Below are 14769 nucleotides of genomic sequence, written 5' to 3'. Positions count from 1 at the left end.
CAGCCACCGAACACCTGCCTCCCATCACGCGACTCGCATTCGACGGGAACAACGTGTTGAGAAACTACACCTAAACCTCAGGATTAGCGCGTTCAGCCGGGCCAAACTACGTCATTTGAGCGGCGCAACGTCATCAAAAAGGCGCAAACTCCGGGCGGCTGGCCGATCTGCGGCGTTTTTTTCAAAAGGCGCATCGGCGCCGGGCAGCAGACAGTGAGCTTGACCCCAATCCGCGATGCGCATTTTTCTGGCTTTCCCCGCGTGGGTTGGCCGCCCCTGGGCGGTGCTGGCTTCGCTCGCGCTGGCCCTGCCGGCGGCGCGTGCCGCCCACCCGCTGCTCACCGACGATCCGGGGCTGCAAGGGGCAGGGCATTGGCAGCTGGAGGTGAACACCGACCACACCCGCACGCGCGATGGCGGCGCCACTTTCTGGGCGCGGCAGGTCAACACGACGTTGACGCGTGGGCTGTCGGACCAGGTCGATGTCGCCTTCAACCTGCCGCTGCTGCGCCAGACCGCGCCGGGTGAGCCCACGCAGAGCGGCGTGGGTGACGTTGGCCTGCAGCTCAAGTGGCGCTTCTACGACAACGGCCGGGGCTGGGCGCTGGGCGTGCGGCCAACGCTCGCGCTGCCGACCGGCAGGTCCGCCAAAGGCCTGGGCAACGGCCGCGCCGCGGCGGAGATGCTGCTGCTGTCGCAGCTTGACGTAGGCGACTGGACCTGGCTGGTCAACGCGGGCTACGTTGACAACGGCAACCGGATCGGCGCGCGTCAGCATTTGTGGGCGGCGTCGACGGCGTTGCTGCTGCAAGTGAGCGCAGCCTGGTCGGTGGTCAGCGAAGTGGGGGCGATGCGCGCGGCGGATGCCACTGGCCCGGGCGCCGTGCGCTTCGGCCTGGTGGGTGCGGTCCTGCAACTGAACGACAAGACCGATCTGGACCTGGGCTGGCGCCGCAGCTGGGGCGGCGCACCCAGGGCCACCACTTGGGGCCTGGGGCTGACGCGGCGCTGGTAGCCCCAGCGGCGTCGCGCAGGTGAGGGGTTATAAGAGAAATCGGCTATCGTCCCTACAACCATCTGCGCAGCCAGCTATTGAATTGATAGTTTGGGCCGGCGTGCATCGGCTGGCGCCGCCCAGGCCATGCGCGCCTTGCGGCCGCCTCACCCCTTCCAGACGAACGGAAACTTCAGCTGCTTGAAAAAACCGTCCGGTACGTAGTCGCCCAGCACGCCGTAGTGGCTGGGCCACATGCGGTCGCTTTTGACCGCCGTACCGAAGGCGTAGTCCAGGAAGGCGAAGTGCGCGGCGTAGTTCTTGTCCAGCGCCTCCTGGTCCTGGCTGTGGTGCCAGTGGTGGAAGTTGGGCGTGACGATCACGTAGCGCAGCGGCCCCAGGCGCACGCTGACGTTGCAGTGGTTGAACACCGCCTGAAAGCCCACGATGATGATGTAGGCGTCGATCACTTCCTTGGAAAAGCCCAGCACGTAGATCGGCGCCAGCACCAGCGTGCGGGTGATCAGCAGTTCCAGGATGTGCTGGCGCGAGCCGGCCATCCAGTCCATGCTTTTGACACTGTGGTGCACCGCGTGCAGGCGCCAGCCCGGGGCTGTCTCGTGGTACGCGCGGTGTGTCCAGTACTGCACCAGGTCGGCCACCAGGATGATCAGGAACAGCGCCAGCCAGAAGTTGAGGTTGGCCACCCAGCCGCGGATGCCGTCGTGCGCGGCCCAGCCAAAGAACTTGTGCACCATCAAGTTGGTGGCCAGCAGGATGAAGCCGACCACCATGTGGTTGACGATGAAGTGGGTGAAGTCGGTCTGCCACTCGGGGCGGAACACCGGCTGGTTTTTTCGCAGCGGGAACAGCTTTTCAATGAAGATGAAGATCAGCGAACTGCCCAGCAGGTCCAGGATGAACCAGTCCATGCCGATGTAGGGCGTGTGGTCGGGGAAGTTCGGGTCCACGTTGACCTTGTGCCCGCCCAGCAGCACCGACGCCGCCACCAGCGCGAAGGCAAAGGCCGACAGCCAGCGCGCCCGCCCGAAGATGATGTTGACCAGCGACAGGCTGCCCGCGATCACCATCGACCAGAACAGCAGCGTGCGCATCAGGTCCACGTTGTAGCTGCGGCGCAGCTCGGGCGTGGTGAGGTACTGCGGAAAGTGAAAGGCCAGCACGCCCAGCAGGCACAGCATGGCCAGCGTCAGCGCGATGGTGCCGGTGACCAGGCCGCGCCCGCGCGTCAACGGGCCATGGCTTTCGGCGTAGCGGTTCAGTCGGTTCAGATCAAGCATGGTGCGGCAGGTTGCCCTGCGGGGTAAGGCCTGCGCCGGATTCTAGGGGCCGCCTGGGTCAGGCCGGCCGCTGCTGCACCGCCTGCGTCGCCAGCGCCTCGGCACAGGCGCGCGCGCTGGCCCAGGCCCACTGGAAGTTGTAACCGCCCAGCCAGCCGGTCACGTCCACCACCTCGCCAATGAAATACAGGCCCGGCTGCGTGCGCGAGGCCATCGTCTGCGACGACAGCCTGCGCGTGTCCACGCCGCCCACGGTGACCTCGGCCTTGGCATAGCCCTCGGTGCCGGTCGGCGTCAGCTCCCAGCGCGACAGGCGCTCGGCCAGCTGCGTCAGCGCCTTGTCGCTGGCCTCGTTCACCGGGCGCTGCCAGGCGGAGTCCAAGGCGGCCCAGGCTTCGGCCAGGCGGGTGGGCAGCCACTGCGTGAGTTCGTTGGCGATCAGCTTGCGCGAGCGCGCCTTGGCCGCCAGCAGCGCCGCTGCCACGTCGACGCCCGGCACCAGGTTGATGCGGATCGGCGTGCCCGGCCGCCAGTAGCTGGAAATCTGCAGCACCGCCGGCCCCGAGAGCCCGCGGTGGGTGAACAGCAGGTCTTCGGTGAAGGCCATGCGCGTTTTCTTGTCGCCCGTGCTGATCTCCACCGGCAGCGCCAGCCCGGCCAACTGCGCGTACGGCGCCCAGGCCGCGCCGTCAAACGTCAGCGGCACCAGGCCGGGGCGGGTGTCGACCAGCGTGTGGCCGAACTGTTTGGCCAGCCGCAAGCCCAGGTCGCTGGCGCCGATCTTGGGGATGGACAAACCGCCGGTGGCGATGACCAAGGCCGGTGCGGCGGCGGCACCTTGGTCGCTATCAACAAGGTAGCTGCCAGCGCAATCTCCCGTAGGGCTGGCGGTCTCTTTGGCTTGAAATTGCACGCCGCGGACACGGCACGGCTGCCAGCGCGTGACGGCACCGCCAGCAGCCGGCGCGGCCTCGCATTCGGCCAGCAGAACGTTGATCAAGTCGCCGGCCGAGCGGTCGCAAAACAGCTGGCCCTTGTGTTTCTCATGCCAGGCGACGCCGTGCCGGTCCAGCAGCGCGGTGATGTCGGCCGGCGTGAAGCGCGCCAGCGCCGACCGGCAGAACTGCGGGTTGTTGCCCAGAAAGTGTTTGTGCGGCGCCGCCGGGTCCAGGTCGCGGTTGGTGAAGTTGGCGCGCCCACCGCCGGAGATGCGCACTTTCTCCGCGACGCGCTCGTAATGGTCGATGACGAGCACACGCAAGCCGCGCTGGCCGGCCTGCGCCGCGCAGAACAGACCGGCGGCGCCGGCGCCGAGGATGATGGCGTCGAAGGGGGAGGGTGAAGTGCTCACCCGGGGATTGTGGGGGATGTGGGGTTGTATGAAGAAACGGGCGCTGGCCCTACAGCAGGTTGCGCGGGGAGCTATGGAATGTGTAGTTCTTGCGCCGCGTGCTTGTGGGGCGGTTGCTGCTGATCGACGCTGGGAGGCCGGGTTTCGGCCCGGCGGCCGACCCACTTTCTTTTGCTTCGCCAAAAGAAAGTAGGCAAAGAAAAGGCGACCCCACGTCTGCGACCCCGCTGCTGCGCAGCGGGGCAAACCTGCGTCGCGCTTCTGACGGGGTGGGCCGCAGAACTCACTGCGCGCTCTTCGAGCGCTCCGTTCAGACAGCCGCGGCCAGTCAGTTCACGAAGCGACTGCATCCTTCGGTGCAGCCGCCACCCCGCCAGAACCGCGCCGCAGGCGCAGCCTCAAGGGGAGTTGAACAGCCACACGGGCCATCGCTGCGCTCGGCCGCGAATCCAGGGCCGAGCGCAGCGATGGCCCGGATCGTCTTCATTCCCCTCTGGACGTGCCGAGAAGCGCAGAGCGGGCGGTGGGCGCGGGCACCGAAGGATGCCCGCGCTGCGTGCTCTGATTCGCTGCAGTTGTCTGAGCGAAGCGCCAATGGCGCGAAGCGAGTTCTGCAGCGCCACCGCTCGATCGAGCATCGCAGGTTGTCCCGCAGCGAAGCGCAGGGGACACGGCCAGTGGGGTCGCCTTCTTTTGCCTTCTTTTCTTGGCGAGTCAAGAAAAGAAGGTGCGCCGCCGGGCGCACTTCCCGGCCTCTCAAGGTCGTTCACACACTAGCGGCCAACGAGCACGCAGCGACAGAAAGCTACAAATTCAATAGCTGTCCGCGCTGATCACCTTGGGGCCAGCGCCTGATTTCTCGTTAAACCTGCTCGATCGCTCGATCGCTCGACGCCGACCGGGCGAGGCCTGCGCTTCAGGCCGCCGCGGCCAATTCCCGCAACGCCGCCTTCACCCCCAACACCACATTCCCCACCACCACAATCGCTGGGCTGCCCAGCCCGCTGTTGGCCAGGTCGTGCACCAGCTCGCCCAGCGTCGTCAGGCACTGGCGCTGCGCGGGCAGGGTGGCGCGTTCGATCACGGCCACGGGGGTGTCGGCGGGCAGGCCTTGCAGCAGGCCGGCCTGGATGCGCGGGGCGCTGCTGATTCCCATGTAGATCACCAGGGTCAGGCGCAAGTCGCTGGCCGACGCGGCCAAGCGCGCCCAGTCCACGCCGGGGCCGTTCTTCTGCGGATGGCCGGTGACGAAGACCACGCCTTGCGCGTGTTCGCGGTGTGTCAGCGGCGCGCCCAGGCTGGTCAGGGCGGCGAGGCCGGCCGTGATGCCGTTCACGACGATCGGTTCGATGCCGGCGGCGCGCAGGCTTTCAACCTCTTCCCCGCCCCGGCCGAAGATGAACGGGTCGCCGCCCTTGAGGCGCACCACGTCTTCGCCCGCGCGCACGGCTTCGAGCATGAGCTGCTCGATGGTCGCCTGGGGCGTGCTCTTGCAGCCGCCGCGTTTGCCCACATAGGTGATGCGTGCGTCGGGGTTGGCGTGGGCCAGGATGGCGTCGCTGACCAGGTCGTCGACCAGGATCACGCTGGCGCGCTGGATCGCCCGCACCGCCTTCAGCGTGAGCAACTCGGGATCACCCGGGCCAGCGCCCACCAGTGTGATGCGGCCAGGGGTGGGGGAAGAGGGCTTGTCGGTCATGCGGTGAGGGGTGCTAGCACCGAAGGATCGCCGGAAGCTTCGATCGCCTTGCAGGCACGCAGGATGTGATCGGCCTGGATGATGAGGGATTCGGGCAGTGGAATCAGCCCTTCTAGCGCGGCGCGCATGTAGGTGGCGGTGGAGATCGGGTCGATCCGGGTGGGCAGCGAGGGCAGGTGGTCGAGCGGGCCGCCGCGCGCCTCCTCGACCAGGTGCGCTTGCCCGCCAAGGAACACATCCATGCGTGGCGTGCGGCGCGGGTCGGCCACAGGCTCGCCTTCGGTGCCGCGCAGCAGCATGGCGTTACTGCCCATCAATTCGAACGTGGCGGCCATGGACTGGGCGTATTCTGGATGGGTGTAGCTGCCCACGATCAGGGCGGGGCCGGCCACCGGGTTCATCAGCTTGACCAGGCTGTGCGCGCTGTTGCGCAGGCCGATGCTGCGGCGCACGTCCAGCAGGCGCTTCAGACCGGGCAGCAGGCTTTCGGTGTTGACGAAATGGACACGGCCGGGGCAGATGGAGTGGTCGGTAGGTTGTGGCGCGAAGCCCACAACGGCCAGCGCATCCTGCGAGCTGACGCGCCCATCCTCGGTAGGCGTGCCGTGAATTAGCACTGGTAAGCCTTTTCGCGCGAGGAGCAGGCCCAACAACGGTGTCAGCAACGGCAGCTTACGTGCCCCGTTGTAGCTGGGCAGCACGACCACGGGACGTTCGCTGCCGGGCAGGTGGTCCATGCGCTCGCCCACGGCGTCGAGAAAGCCGGCCATCTCCTCGGGCGTTTCGCCCTTGATGCGCATGGCAACACAGAACGCGCCGATTTCCAGGTCGGTGCAATGACCGTCCAGGATTTGTCCCATCAGGTCGGTGGCGTGTTCGCGCGAGAGGGCCCGCGCGCCTTCGCTGCCGCGGCCAATAATCTTCAGGTAAGGGCTGATTCCCATGGTGGCATTGTGGTTCAGTGGCTTGATGGCGGCAATTGACCATTGTCAATTTTTGCCAAGTTAAGCTCTGACGTAAGTTTCGCGCCTACCGAGGCGCGACCCACCGTCTACAGACCCAGGCTTTGCAGCAACCGCCCGATCTGGCCGGCCTGTGGCAGCACCGGGCCGGCAAAGCGCACGCTGCCATCGCGCGCGCCGATCACCAGGGTGGGAAAGGTCTCGATGTCCAGATCGCCGATGGCGTGGGCCTCGTCCTCGATGTCGACCCAGCGGAAGGTCAGCTCAGGGTGGGCCTGCGCAGCCTGCGTAAAGCCGGGCGAGAACTCGCGGCAGGTGCCGCACCAGTCGGCGCACAGGCAGATCACCGCGCCCGGCGCGTCGCCACCGGCCAGCGTGTCGCGCAGCAGGGCAAGCAGGTCGGGGTCGGTCAGGGCGTGGCTCATGGGCAAGGGGCGTCGCAGGCGTACCGCCGCGCCATACAGGGGGCGGCGGCTTGGCGCGATTGTCCCATTGCCCGGCTTGTGCCGTTCGGGCCGTGGGCGCTGGCGCTCAGACCTGTGACGGGCGCTTGGGCAGGTCGACCATGATCGGCTGGCCGGGCGCGCTGCAGCCCTGGTCGCAGCACTTGCCGGGCTGGCGGTTGCGGGTGATGGCGCGGTCGTTCTGCGCCAGCACGCCGCGGTCGAGCAGGCGCTCGACCAGCTCGACCTTATTGCCCACCGGGTAGTTGCGCCAGATTTCCTGCTTCATCGCCGCGGGCGAGCCGCCGCCGTGCAGGCTGATCAGCGAATACCAGCCGCCCTGGTAGCTGGCGGTCAGGTCTTCGATGAAGCGGGCCACCTCGATGCGCTTGTCGTAGGGCACAGACGGGTTGGCGCGCAGCACTTCGGCCAGCGTGGCGGCGGTGGCGGGGTTATGGTCTTCATCGGGGCCGGGCAGGGCGACGATCAGGCCGCCCGACACTTCGTGCGCCAACCGGTGCATGTCGTAGATTTGCGTGGCCAGCAGCAGCTTGCCGATGTTGCTGAACACGGGCTCGGGCATGAAGCTGCCGCTGTGCGGGTCTTGCGTGGCGTAAACGCTGGCGGCCACACCGCAAGCGTAAAAGCCCTCGGTGATCTTGATCAACTCAACCATCGGCTCGCGCAGGTTGCTCTTCTCGTTGGGGTCGAGGCCGTTGGCCTCGCACATCAGCGCGCCGGCGCCGATCAGCAGGTCGCCAAAGCCGGCGCGCGCGGCGATGCAGCTGTGGCGGTGGTGCGTGGCGTAGCTGTAGGTCAACACGTGGCTGTGCTCCCACTCGCTTTCAAAGAACACGCGCTCCCATGGCACGAAGACCTTGTCGAAGATGACCACGGCCGTGCTTTGCCCGTATTGGCGCGAGAACAGCGCGTCGCCATGCTCCAGCTTTTCACCCGGACGGCCGGCCGGGCGCGACACCATGGTGATGCCCTTGGCGTCCACCGGCACGGCGCAGCACACGGCGAAGTCGGCATCGGCCTGGCCCATGTTCCGGCTGGGCATCACCAGCAGTTCGTGCATGTAGGGCGCGCCCGTCACGATGGCCTTGGTGCCGCTGATGACGATGCCCTTGGCGTTGCGCTCGACCACGTGCACGTAGGTGTCGGGGTTGGCCTGCTGGTGGGGTTTGCGGCTGCGGTCGCCCTTGGCGTCGGTCATGGCCACGCCCACGGCCAGGTCGCGCTCCTGCACGTCGGCCAGGTAGGCGTTGAAGCGCGCGCGGTGCTCCGTGCTGCCGTGCGCGTCGTCGATGGCGGCGGTGGCCTGGGCGATGCCGTTGAGCGCGTCGTGCGTCAGGTAGCGTTGGGCGCAGCCGGTTTCCTGGCACAGCACGCGCACGGCCTCCAGCTTGTTCAGCAAGTCGCCCGCCGATTCGTTGACGTGCAGCATGCGGTTGACGGTGCGGTTGCGGCTGGTCTGCGTGGCCAGTGCGATCGGCGCGTAGTCCGCGTTACGCGCGAAGTCGTAGGTGAAAGCCAGCGCATTGACGCCCGGCTGCAGCGCACGGTCGTCCGCCACCGAGTCGACCAGGCGGCCGTCGACATAGACCACGGGCTTCAGGCGCCGCAGCGATTCGCGGTAGTCGGCGCCGGTCATCAGCGGGGCGGCGGTGGCGGCAGAGCGGGCGGTGTCCATGAGCGGGCCTTTCATTGTGGGGGATGTGTTTGCGTGAATTTGAACACTGTTCAATTTATCGGTCAATGTATATTTCAGGATATGGCTTCACGCACCCCCACGCCGCGCCCGCGCGCAGCCCGCCCCAATGCCGACGCGGCGCCTGCCGCCAAGCGCCCGCGTGCCGGGCGGTCGGTGGCCACGTCGACGTCCGCCGGCGATCGCCCACGCGCCGCACCCCTGTCGCGCGCCGACCGGCAAAAGGTGCAGTCCGACCAGCGCCGCGCCCATGTGCTGGACGCGGCCCGCGCAGCGTTTTTCGAGCTGGGCCTGGAAGGCGCCAGCGTGCGCGAGATCGCCCAGCGCGCCGGCTACACGCCGGGCGCGATCTACAGCTACTTCCCGAGCAAGGAGGCGGTCTACGCCGCACTGCTGGGCGAGTCGTTGGAACGGCTGAATGCCTGCGTGGCGCAGGCGGCGGCCGATGCGCCTGCGGGCAACGCGCCCGCGGCGTTGACCGATCGCCTGCGCGCCACGGCCACGGCCTTCTACGACTTCTACGCCGACAACCCGCGCGATCTGGACCTGGGCTTCTACCTGTTCCAGGGCATGCAGCCGCGCGGGCTGACGCCGGAGCTGGACGAGCAGCTCAACACCCAATTGCGCGCAGCGCTGGCGCCGCAGCAGCTCAGCTTGCAAGCGCTGGGCCTCTCCGAAACGCAGGCCGTGGCCGAAGTCACCGCGCTGTTTGCCCATGTCGTTGGCCTGCTGGTGCTCAGCCACACCGGGCGCATCCGCATGTTCAAGCTGCAGTCGCGCACGCTGTTTGAGGCCTACCTGGCGCAGCTGGTGGCGCGGGTCGGCGCACGCGGCGTGGCTGTGTAGCGTTGCTTTCTGCTATGTTAAAAGTAGCTGCTTGCGCAAGTGGTTCTAGGGCAGAAGGCTGATTCGATTTGAGCAAAAATGGGCGCGTGACCCGCCAGATCAGGCCGTCTCCATCCCGTTCGCCTGCTTGATCCCCTGAGTCTGCGGCGACGCCAGAAAGGCCAGCAATTCGCGCACGGCATCCGGCTGTTGCGAGGTGGCGGCCACGCCGCCCGAGAAGACGGTGGTGATCTGGATCGCCGGTGGCAGCGGGCCCAGCACGTTGATGCCGGGCAGGTTCATCAATTCGCTGAGTTGCTGAAAGCCCAACTCCACGTCCCCGCTGGCCACCAGTTGGCCGACCGGCGTGCCAGGCGGCGGGGTGACCAGCTTGGCGTTCACCTCATCCGCGATGCCCCAGCGCTCGAACAGCTTGGCCAGCTGCACGCCGCTGGGTCCGGTGGAATAGCCCAGCGTGCGCGCGGCCTGAACGGCGCGCTTGACGGCGTCTTCGCTGCCGATATCCGGGCCGGGCGTGCCCGCGCGCACCGCCGCGGCGACGCCGGAGCGCACCAGATCCACGCGGCTGCCCGCCAGCACATGGCCGCTGGCGATCAGCGTGTCGATGGCGTCGCTGGCCAGCAGTACGCCGTCAAACGGCTCGCCCGCTTGCACCCGCTTGGCCGCGTCCACCCCACCGACCGATTCCAGCCCGGCGGTGACCTGGGGGTACATCTGGTGGTACTGCGCCAGCAATTCGGTCAACACCTTCTTGGTGGCCATGGAGGAAATCAGGCAGAGCGCGTTGGCAGACATGGGGTGAGGTCTTCCGGATATTTGAGTGAAATCTGATTCTGGCCCTACAGCCATCGGCGCGGGCAGCTACTTCAACTATAGCAAGCTGTGCGCGGCTGGGGCGCCGCGCAGTGATCTTTCGGGCGGTGCCGCCGGCCCCGCGGCCATGGCAGGGTCCGCGCTGGCACAGTGCCATCGCACGCGCTTTGGCGCTGCCGATGGTTGCGCTTTGTGACGCAACCGGTGGCGGGCCGCCGCGGCTTCTGGCACGATGTACCAACCATTTTCAGCCGCCTTTGAAGGAGCCGCCCATGCCCAGTGTGTCCGACATCCTTGCCACCCCCGACAAGCGGGCGCTGGCGGCGCTGCCGCCCGACGCCACCGTGCGCGACGCGCTGCAACTGATGGCCGAGCGCAACATCGGCTCGGTGCTGATCATGCAGGGGGACGCTTTGCTGGGCATCTTCACCGAGCGCGACTACGCGCGCAAACTGGCGCTCAAGGGGCTGGCGTCGGCCGATACGCTGCTGGCCGATGTGATGACCGCCAAGCTCTACGTCGTCGGCCCGCGCCAGACCGTGCAGGAATGCATGGGCATCATGACGCAGGCGCGGCTGCGCCACCTGCCGGTGGTCGACGGTGGCCAGGTGCTGGGGCTGGTGTCGATCGGCGACCTGGTCAATGCCCAGCTGGCCGAGCAGCGCTTTCTGATCGCACAGATGGAGAGCTACATCGCTGGCAACATGGCCTGAAAGCCAGGTGCCAGCGGCGTGGCGTGCCGCGGCAGATAATTCGTTCCATGTCGTCGCTTCTGGTCCTGGGCATCGAATCGTCGTGTGATGAAACCGGCGTCGCGCTGGTGCGCGCCGAAGGCGAGGGTGTGCCCACGTTGCTGGCGCACGCGCTGCACACCCAGGTGGCGATGCACGCCGACTACGGCGGCGTGGTGCCGGAGCTGGCCAGCCGCGACCACATCCGCCGCGTCATTCCTTTGGCCAATGAGGTTCTGGCGCAGTCTGGTACTGCACTGGAAGCTATCGATATGGTAGCGTTCACGCGCGGGCCCGGCCTGGCAGGCGCACTGCTGGTGGGCGCGGGTCTGGCGTGCGCCTTGGGCGCGGCGCTGGACAAGCCGGTGCTGGGCGTGCACCACCTGGAAGGGCATTTGCTGTCGCCTTTCCTGAGCGCCGATCCGCCCGAATTCCCCTTTATCGCCTTGCTGGTCAGCGGCGGCCATACCCAGCTGATGCGCGTGGACGGTGTCGGTCGCTACGAACTGCTGGGCGAAACCATTGACGACGCGGCCGGCGAAGCGTTCGACAAGTCTGCCAAGCTGCTGGGCCTGGGCTACCCCGGCGGCCCGGCGCTGGCGCGGTTGGCCGAGTTTGGCGACCCCGAGGGCTTCAAGCTGCCGCGCCCGCTGCTGCACAGCGGGAACCTGGACTTCTCCTTCGCGGGCCTGAAGACCGCCGTGCTGACCCACGCGAAGCGCATGGAAAGCGCGCCTTGCGACCAGCAACGCGCCGACCTGGCCGCCAGCACGCAGGCGGCCATCGTCGAGGTGCTGGTTAAAAAATCCCTAAATGCGTTGAAAAACAGTGGCCTGAAGCGCCTGGTCGTCGCCGGCGGCGTCGGCGCCAACGCGCGCCTGCGCGACGATCTAAACGCCGCTTGCGCTGCGCGGGGCGTGCGTGTGCACTACCCCGAGCTGCACCTGTGCACCGACAACGGCGCCATGATCGCGCTGGCCGGCGCCATGCGGATGCAGGCCGGCATCGAGGCGCCCAGCCGGCAGTACGCGTTCGACGTCAAGCCGCGCTGGCCGCTGGACCAACTGCCGCTGGCTGCCTGAGGCGGCGTTCCAGCGCTTCGGCCACTGGTCGATGAACAAAAAAAGGAAGCCACGGCTTCCTTTTTTTAGTGCAACTCCGCTTCGGACGATTTGCGTTGCCGCTAGGGCGCAACGCCGCAGTGGCAACCCACCGATCGCCGCGCTTGCAGCGGGTTGGTCAGTCGATCGACAGCGTGGTGGCCTTGCTTTCAGGCACCAGCTTGACGAGCTTCAGCGTGAGCACGCCGTTTTCCAGCTTGGCGCTGCTGGCGGCCGTGTCCACTTCCTGCGTGAACTCGTAAGCCTTCTTGTACTGGCGCGGCGCATCTTCCACCGTGGTGACGCGCACCGTGGCGCCTTCGATGGCGATGTTCAGTTGCTCGCGGCTCACGCCGGGAACGTCGATGCTCAGCTCCCAGTGCTTGTCTTCTTCCTTGAGCTGGGTGCCGGCGGTCTTGGCGACGGCGATGGCGTCGTCCAGGAAGCGGTCGAGCGAGCGCAGGGCAGGGGCGTAAACCGAGCGGCGCAGGTTGGGGTTGGCGGCGGTGAAAATCATGGTCGTGGTCCTAAAAAGCTTCGGGTTGGCCGGCCGACACAGCGTCGCCGACTGTCTTGCTGCCTCACTTGAGCGCGCCCTGCGCCTTTTCAAGCGCTCGATCACGTGAAAAAGTTCAGGCTACCGCGCAATGCGCTTGCGCCGTGCGGTTACAAAAGACCGTGCCGCATGTCGCGTCGCGCAAGCGACTCGCGTTACCATCAGCTGTTGTTTTGATAGCGAAACCCGTTCTCGCATGACCATTGCCACCCTTGGGCGCAGCGCCGCGCTGGCGCTCGTGCCACTGGCGTTGGCGGCCTGCACCAGCCTGCCCGGCGCCAAATCCACCGAACTGGTGGATATACAGCCCGAAACCTTCGACTCATCGGCCCACAGCCGACACTTCGCGGTCAGCCCCGCACTGGCGTGCGAGGCTGCGCGGCGTGCGCTGTTGAGCCAGGGCTACGTCGTCACTGCCACCAAGCCGGAACAGGTGTCCGGTCGCAAGTACTTTCAACCCGCACCCGAGCATCACGTGCAACTGGAATTTCGCGTCGTCTGCGCGCCCGAGCAGGGCGACAGCGAACGCACAGTGGCCTTTGTCAGCGGCTTGAAGGAGCAGTACGTGGTTCGCAAGGTCAAAGAGTCGGCCTCGCTGGGGGTGGGTGGCTTTGGCTCGCTATCGCTGCCGGTCGAAGGTGGGCTCGATTCGCTGGTCAAGGTGGCCAGCACCACGGTGACCGACGCCAAGCTGTACCAGCGCTTTTTTGACCGGCTGGATGGCTACCTCAGCAACGCAGTCCCGCCCGAGGAACCCGACCCCGGCGAGGACTGAGCACGTTTTTTTGCCCGAGCAGCGGCCACGCGCACACCCGCGTTCCACTGAGCGGTTCCCCCCAAGGCGCCATGCGCGCCACCAACCATTCCCGAGTTCTCCCATGATTCTCCTGCGTCGTCGCCAAGCCCTGGTTCAATCGCTGGCGCTGCTGGCCAGCACTTTGCCGTTGGCCGCCGCTGCGCAGCCCGGCGCCGGCGAGCCGGTCAAGCTGGCCCTGATCGAGTCCCTGAGCGGACCCTTCGCCAACACTGGCGAGGCGGTCTACCGCAATCTGGCCTGGGCCATCGAGCGCGTGAACACGCGCGGTGGCGTCACTACCGCGCAGGGCAAGCGGCCGCTGGCGCTGGAGCGCTTCGACAACAAGGGCCAGACCGAAGAGTCGCTGTCGATGCTGCGCGCAGCGATCGACAGCGGCGCACATTTCGTGCTACAGGGCAACTCGTCGGCGGTGGCGGCGGCGCTGATCGATGCCATCAACAAGCACAACGAGCGCGATCCGGCGCGCCGCGTGGTGTTCCTGAACTACTCGGCGGTTGACCCCATCCTGACCAACGAGCTGTGCAGCTTCTGGCACTTCCGCTTCGATGCGCACGCCGACATGCGTCTGACGGCGCTCATGCAACTGATCGCCGAGGACAAGCAGCTTCAGCGCATGTACCTCATCGGCCAGGACTACAGCTTCGGCCAGGCGGTGCTGCGCGAAGCCAAGCGCCAGCTGGCCGAGAAGCGCCCCGACGTGGCCGTCGTCGGTGACGAATTGCACCCCATCGGGCGCGTGAAGGACTTCCTGCCCTACGCCACCAAGATCAAGGCATCGGGCGCACAGGCGGTGCTGACGGGCAACTGGGGCAACGACTTGACGCTGCTGGTCAAGGCGGCGCGCGACGTGGATTTTGACGGGCGCTTCTACACCTTCTACGGCAACGCGCTGGGTGCGCCTGCAGCCATGGGCGAAGCGGGCATCGGCAAGGTGGTGGCCGTGGCCGACTGGCTGCCCAACGTACCGACGGCCGAGAGCAGCGAGTTCTACCGCAGCTTTCGCGCACGCTTTCCCAAGCCGCAGGACGACTACGTGCACATGCGCATGCAGCTGATGATCGAGGCGCTGGCGCAGGCGATCGACCGCGCGCGCAGCGCCGACCCGCTGCGCGTGGCGCGCGAGCTGGAGCGCGCCGACGTCACGCTGGCGGGTCAGCGCGGTCACATGCGTGCGGCCGATCACCAGTTCCTGCAGCCGTTGGCCGTGGGCGTGATGGAGCGTCATGGCGCGCCAGGTGTGCCGTTCGACGTGGAGGGGTCCGGCTACGGCTTTCGCGTGGTTCGACAGGTGAGCGCGGACAAGGCTGCCATGGGCCACAGTTGCCAGATGAAGCGTCCGGTCTGAGCCTGCGTGGTTGCTGGAATGCTATTCTTTTAATAGCTTGCCGCGCTGGCGGTTGTAGGGCTGAAGGCGGATTTGATCAGGAATTCGGCGATTGACG

The 14769-nt window shown here is 67.0% G+C and carries 14 protein-coding genes; 6 read left to right on the top strand and 8 right to left on the bottom strand.

Features of this window, described 5'->3' with window-relative positions; all coding sequences use genetic code 11:
- The first annotated feature begins 235 nt into the window (after positions 1–235).
- Positions 236–1015, top strand: a complete 780-nt coding sequence (locus tag FVQ98_RS17590; RefSeq protein ID WP_147914754.1) for a transporter — start codon at positions 236–238, stop codon at positions 1013–1015.
- 146 nt (positions 1016–1161) lie between these two features.
- Here the strand turns inward: FVQ98_RS17590 and FVQ98_RS17585 are convergent, their stop codons facing one another.
- From FVQ98_RS17585 to FVQ98_RS17555, 6 genes are all read right to left on the bottom strand, one after another.
- Positions 1162–2295: a sterol desaturase family protein gene (locus FVQ98_RS17585; protein ID WP_147914753.1), complete on the bottom strand. Its 1134-nt coding sequence runs from the start codon at positions 2293–2295 to the stop codon at positions 1162–1164.
- Between the two features lie 58 nt (positions 2296–2353).
- Positions 2354–3646 carry a BaiN/RdsA family NAD(P)/FAD-dependent oxidoreductase gene (locus FVQ98_RS17580; protein ID WP_147914752.1) on the bottom strand — a complete coding sequence of 431 codons (1293 nt, stop codon included), beginning with the start codon at positions 3644–3646 and terminating at the stop codon, positions 2354–2356.
- Between the two features lie 916 nt (positions 3647–4562).
- Complete coding sequence (gene cobA, locus FVQ98_RS17570; protein WP_147914750.1) at positions 4563–5345, bottom strand: uroporphyrinogen-III C-methyltransferase; 783 nt, start codon at positions 5343–5345, stop codon at positions 4563–4565.
- Positions 5342–6289, bottom strand: a complete 948-nt coding sequence (gene ybiB / locus FVQ98_RS17565) for a DNA-binding protein YbiB (protein ID WP_147914749.1) — start codon at positions 6287–6289, stop codon at positions 5342–5344. The genes cobA and ybiB overlap by 4 nt, the downstream gene beginning before the upstream one ends.
- A gap of 107 nt (positions 6290–6396) precedes the next feature.
- On the bottom strand, positions 6397–6732 hold the full coding sequence (locus FVQ98_RS17560) for a thioredoxin family protein (RefSeq protein WP_147914748.1): 336 nt from the start codon (positions 6730–6732) through the stop codon (positions 6397–6399).
- Between the two features lie 106 nt (positions 6733–6838).
- A complete protein-coding gene (locus tag FVQ98_RS17555) occupies positions 6839–8446 on the bottom strand; it encodes a 4-hydroxyphenylacetate 3-hydroxylase family protein (protein ID WP_147914747.1) in 1608 nt (535 codons plus the stop codon).
- Between the two features lie 81 nt (positions 8447–8527).
- On the opposite strand from FVQ98_RS17555, the gene FVQ98_RS17550 reads away from it, so the two are divergent.
- On the top strand, positions 8528–9310 hold the full coding sequence (locus FVQ98_RS17550; protein WP_147914746.1) for a TetR/AcrR family transcriptional regulator: 783 nt from the start codon (positions 8528–8530) through the stop codon (positions 9308–9310).
- A 99-nt stretch (positions 9311–9409) separates the two neighbouring features.
- Here the strand turns inward: FVQ98_RS17550 and FVQ98_RS17545 are convergent, their stop codons facing one another.
- Positions 9410–10105: a substrate-binding domain-containing protein gene (locus FVQ98_RS17545; protein WP_255507840.1), complete on the bottom strand. Its 696-nt coding sequence runs from the start codon at positions 10103–10105 to the stop codon at positions 9410–9412.
- A gap of 290 nt (positions 10106–10395) precedes the next feature.
- On the opposite strand from FVQ98_RS17545, the gene FVQ98_RS17540 reads away from it, so the two are divergent.
- Positions 10396–10836, top strand: coding sequence for a CBS domain-containing protein (locus FVQ98_RS17540; protein WP_147914745.1), 441 nt, complete (start codon positions 10396–10398; stop codon positions 10834–10836).
- A 47-nt stretch (positions 10837–10883) separates the two neighbouring features.
- Complete coding sequence (gene tsaD / locus FVQ98_RS17535) at positions 10884–11936, top strand: tRNA (adenosine(37)-N6)-threonylcarbamoyltransferase complex transferase subunit TsaD (protein WP_147914744.1); 1053 nt, start codon at positions 10884–10886, stop codon at positions 11934–11936.
- Positions 11937–12093: 157 nt separating this feature from the next.
- Here tsaD and FVQ98_RS17530 read toward each other — a convergent pair whose 3' ends face one another.
- Positions 12094–12471 carry an Hsp20/alpha crystallin family protein gene (locus FVQ98_RS17530; RefSeq protein WP_147914743.1) on the bottom strand — a complete coding sequence of 126 codons (378 nt, stop codon included), beginning with the start codon at positions 12469–12471 and terminating at the stop codon, positions 12094–12096.
- A gap of 235 nt (positions 12472–12706) precedes the next feature.
- On the opposite strand from FVQ98_RS17530, the gene FVQ98_RS17525 reads away from it, so the two are divergent.
- Positions 12707–13285, top strand: a complete 579-nt coding sequence (locus FVQ98_RS17525; protein ID WP_187265790.1) for a DUF2242 domain-containing protein — start codon at positions 12707–12709, stop codon at positions 13283–13285.
- Positions 13286–13388: 103 nt separating this feature from the next.
- Positions 13389–14672, top strand: coding sequence for a branched-chain amino acid ABC transporter substrate-binding protein (locus FVQ98_RS17520; RefSeq protein ID WP_147914741.1), 1284 nt, complete (start codon positions 13389–13391; stop codon positions 14670–14672).
- Positions 14673–14769: the final 97 nt, after the last annotated feature.

The organism is Ottowia flava (assembly GCF_008017535.1).
Lineage (GTDB): Bacteria > Pseudomonadota > Gammaproteobacteria > Burkholderiales > Burkholderiaceae_C > Ottowia > Ottowia flava.
Note: the sequence above shows the minus strand (reverse complement) of the source record. Positions and strands in the feature narration are given on the sequence as shown.

Coding starts and splice junctions, on each gene's coding strand:
- FVQ98_RS17585 (WP_147914753.1), bottom strand. CDS start 2,295: ATGCTTGATCTGAACCGACTGAACCGCTACGCCGAAAGCCATGGCCCG.
- tsaD (WP_147914744.1), top strand. CDS start 10,884: ATGTCGTCGCTTCTGGTCCTGGGCATCGAATCGTCGTGTGATGAAACC.
- FVQ98_RS17545 (WP_255507840.1), bottom strand. CDS start 10,105: ATGTCTGCCAACGCGCTCTGCCTGATTTCCTCCATGGCCACCAAGAAG.
- FVQ98_RS17555 (WP_147914747.1), bottom strand. CDS start 8,446: ATGGACACCGCCCGCTCTGCCGCCACCGCCGCCCCGCTGATGACCGGC.
- FVQ98_RS17560 (WP_147914748.1), bottom strand. CDS start 6,732: ATGAGCCACGCCCTGACCGACCCCGACCTGCTTGCCCTGCTGCGCGAC.
- ybiB (WP_147914749.1), bottom strand. CDS start 6,289: ATGGGAATCAGCCCTTACCTGAAGATTATTGGCCGCGGCAGCGAAGGC.
- FVQ98_RS17525 (WP_187265790.1), top strand. CDS start 12,707: ATGACCATTGCCACCCTTGGGCGCAGCGCCGCGCTGGCGCTCGTGCCA.
- cobA (WP_147914750.1), bottom strand. CDS start 5,345: ATGACCGACAAGCCCTCTTCCCCCACCCCTGGCCGCATCACACTGGTG.
- FVQ98_RS17590 (WP_147914754.1), top strand. CDS start 236: ATGCGCATTTTTCTGGCTTTCCCCGCGTGGGTTGGCCGCCCCTGGGCG.
- FVQ98_RS17540 (WP_147914745.1), top strand. CDS start 10,396: ATGCCCAGTGTGTCCGACATCCTTGCCACCCCCGACAAGCGGGCGCTG.
- FVQ98_RS17550 (WP_147914746.1), top strand. CDS start 8,528: ATGGCTTCACGCACCCCCACGCCGCGCCCGCGCGCAGCCCGCCCCAAT.
- FVQ98_RS17520 (WP_147914741.1), top strand. CDS start 13,389: ATGATTCTCCTGCGTCGTCGCCAAGCCCTGGTTCAATCGCTGGCGCTG.
- FVQ98_RS17530 (WP_147914743.1), bottom strand. CDS start 12,471: ATGATTTTCACCGCCGCCAACCCCAACCTGCGCCGCTCGGTTTACGCC.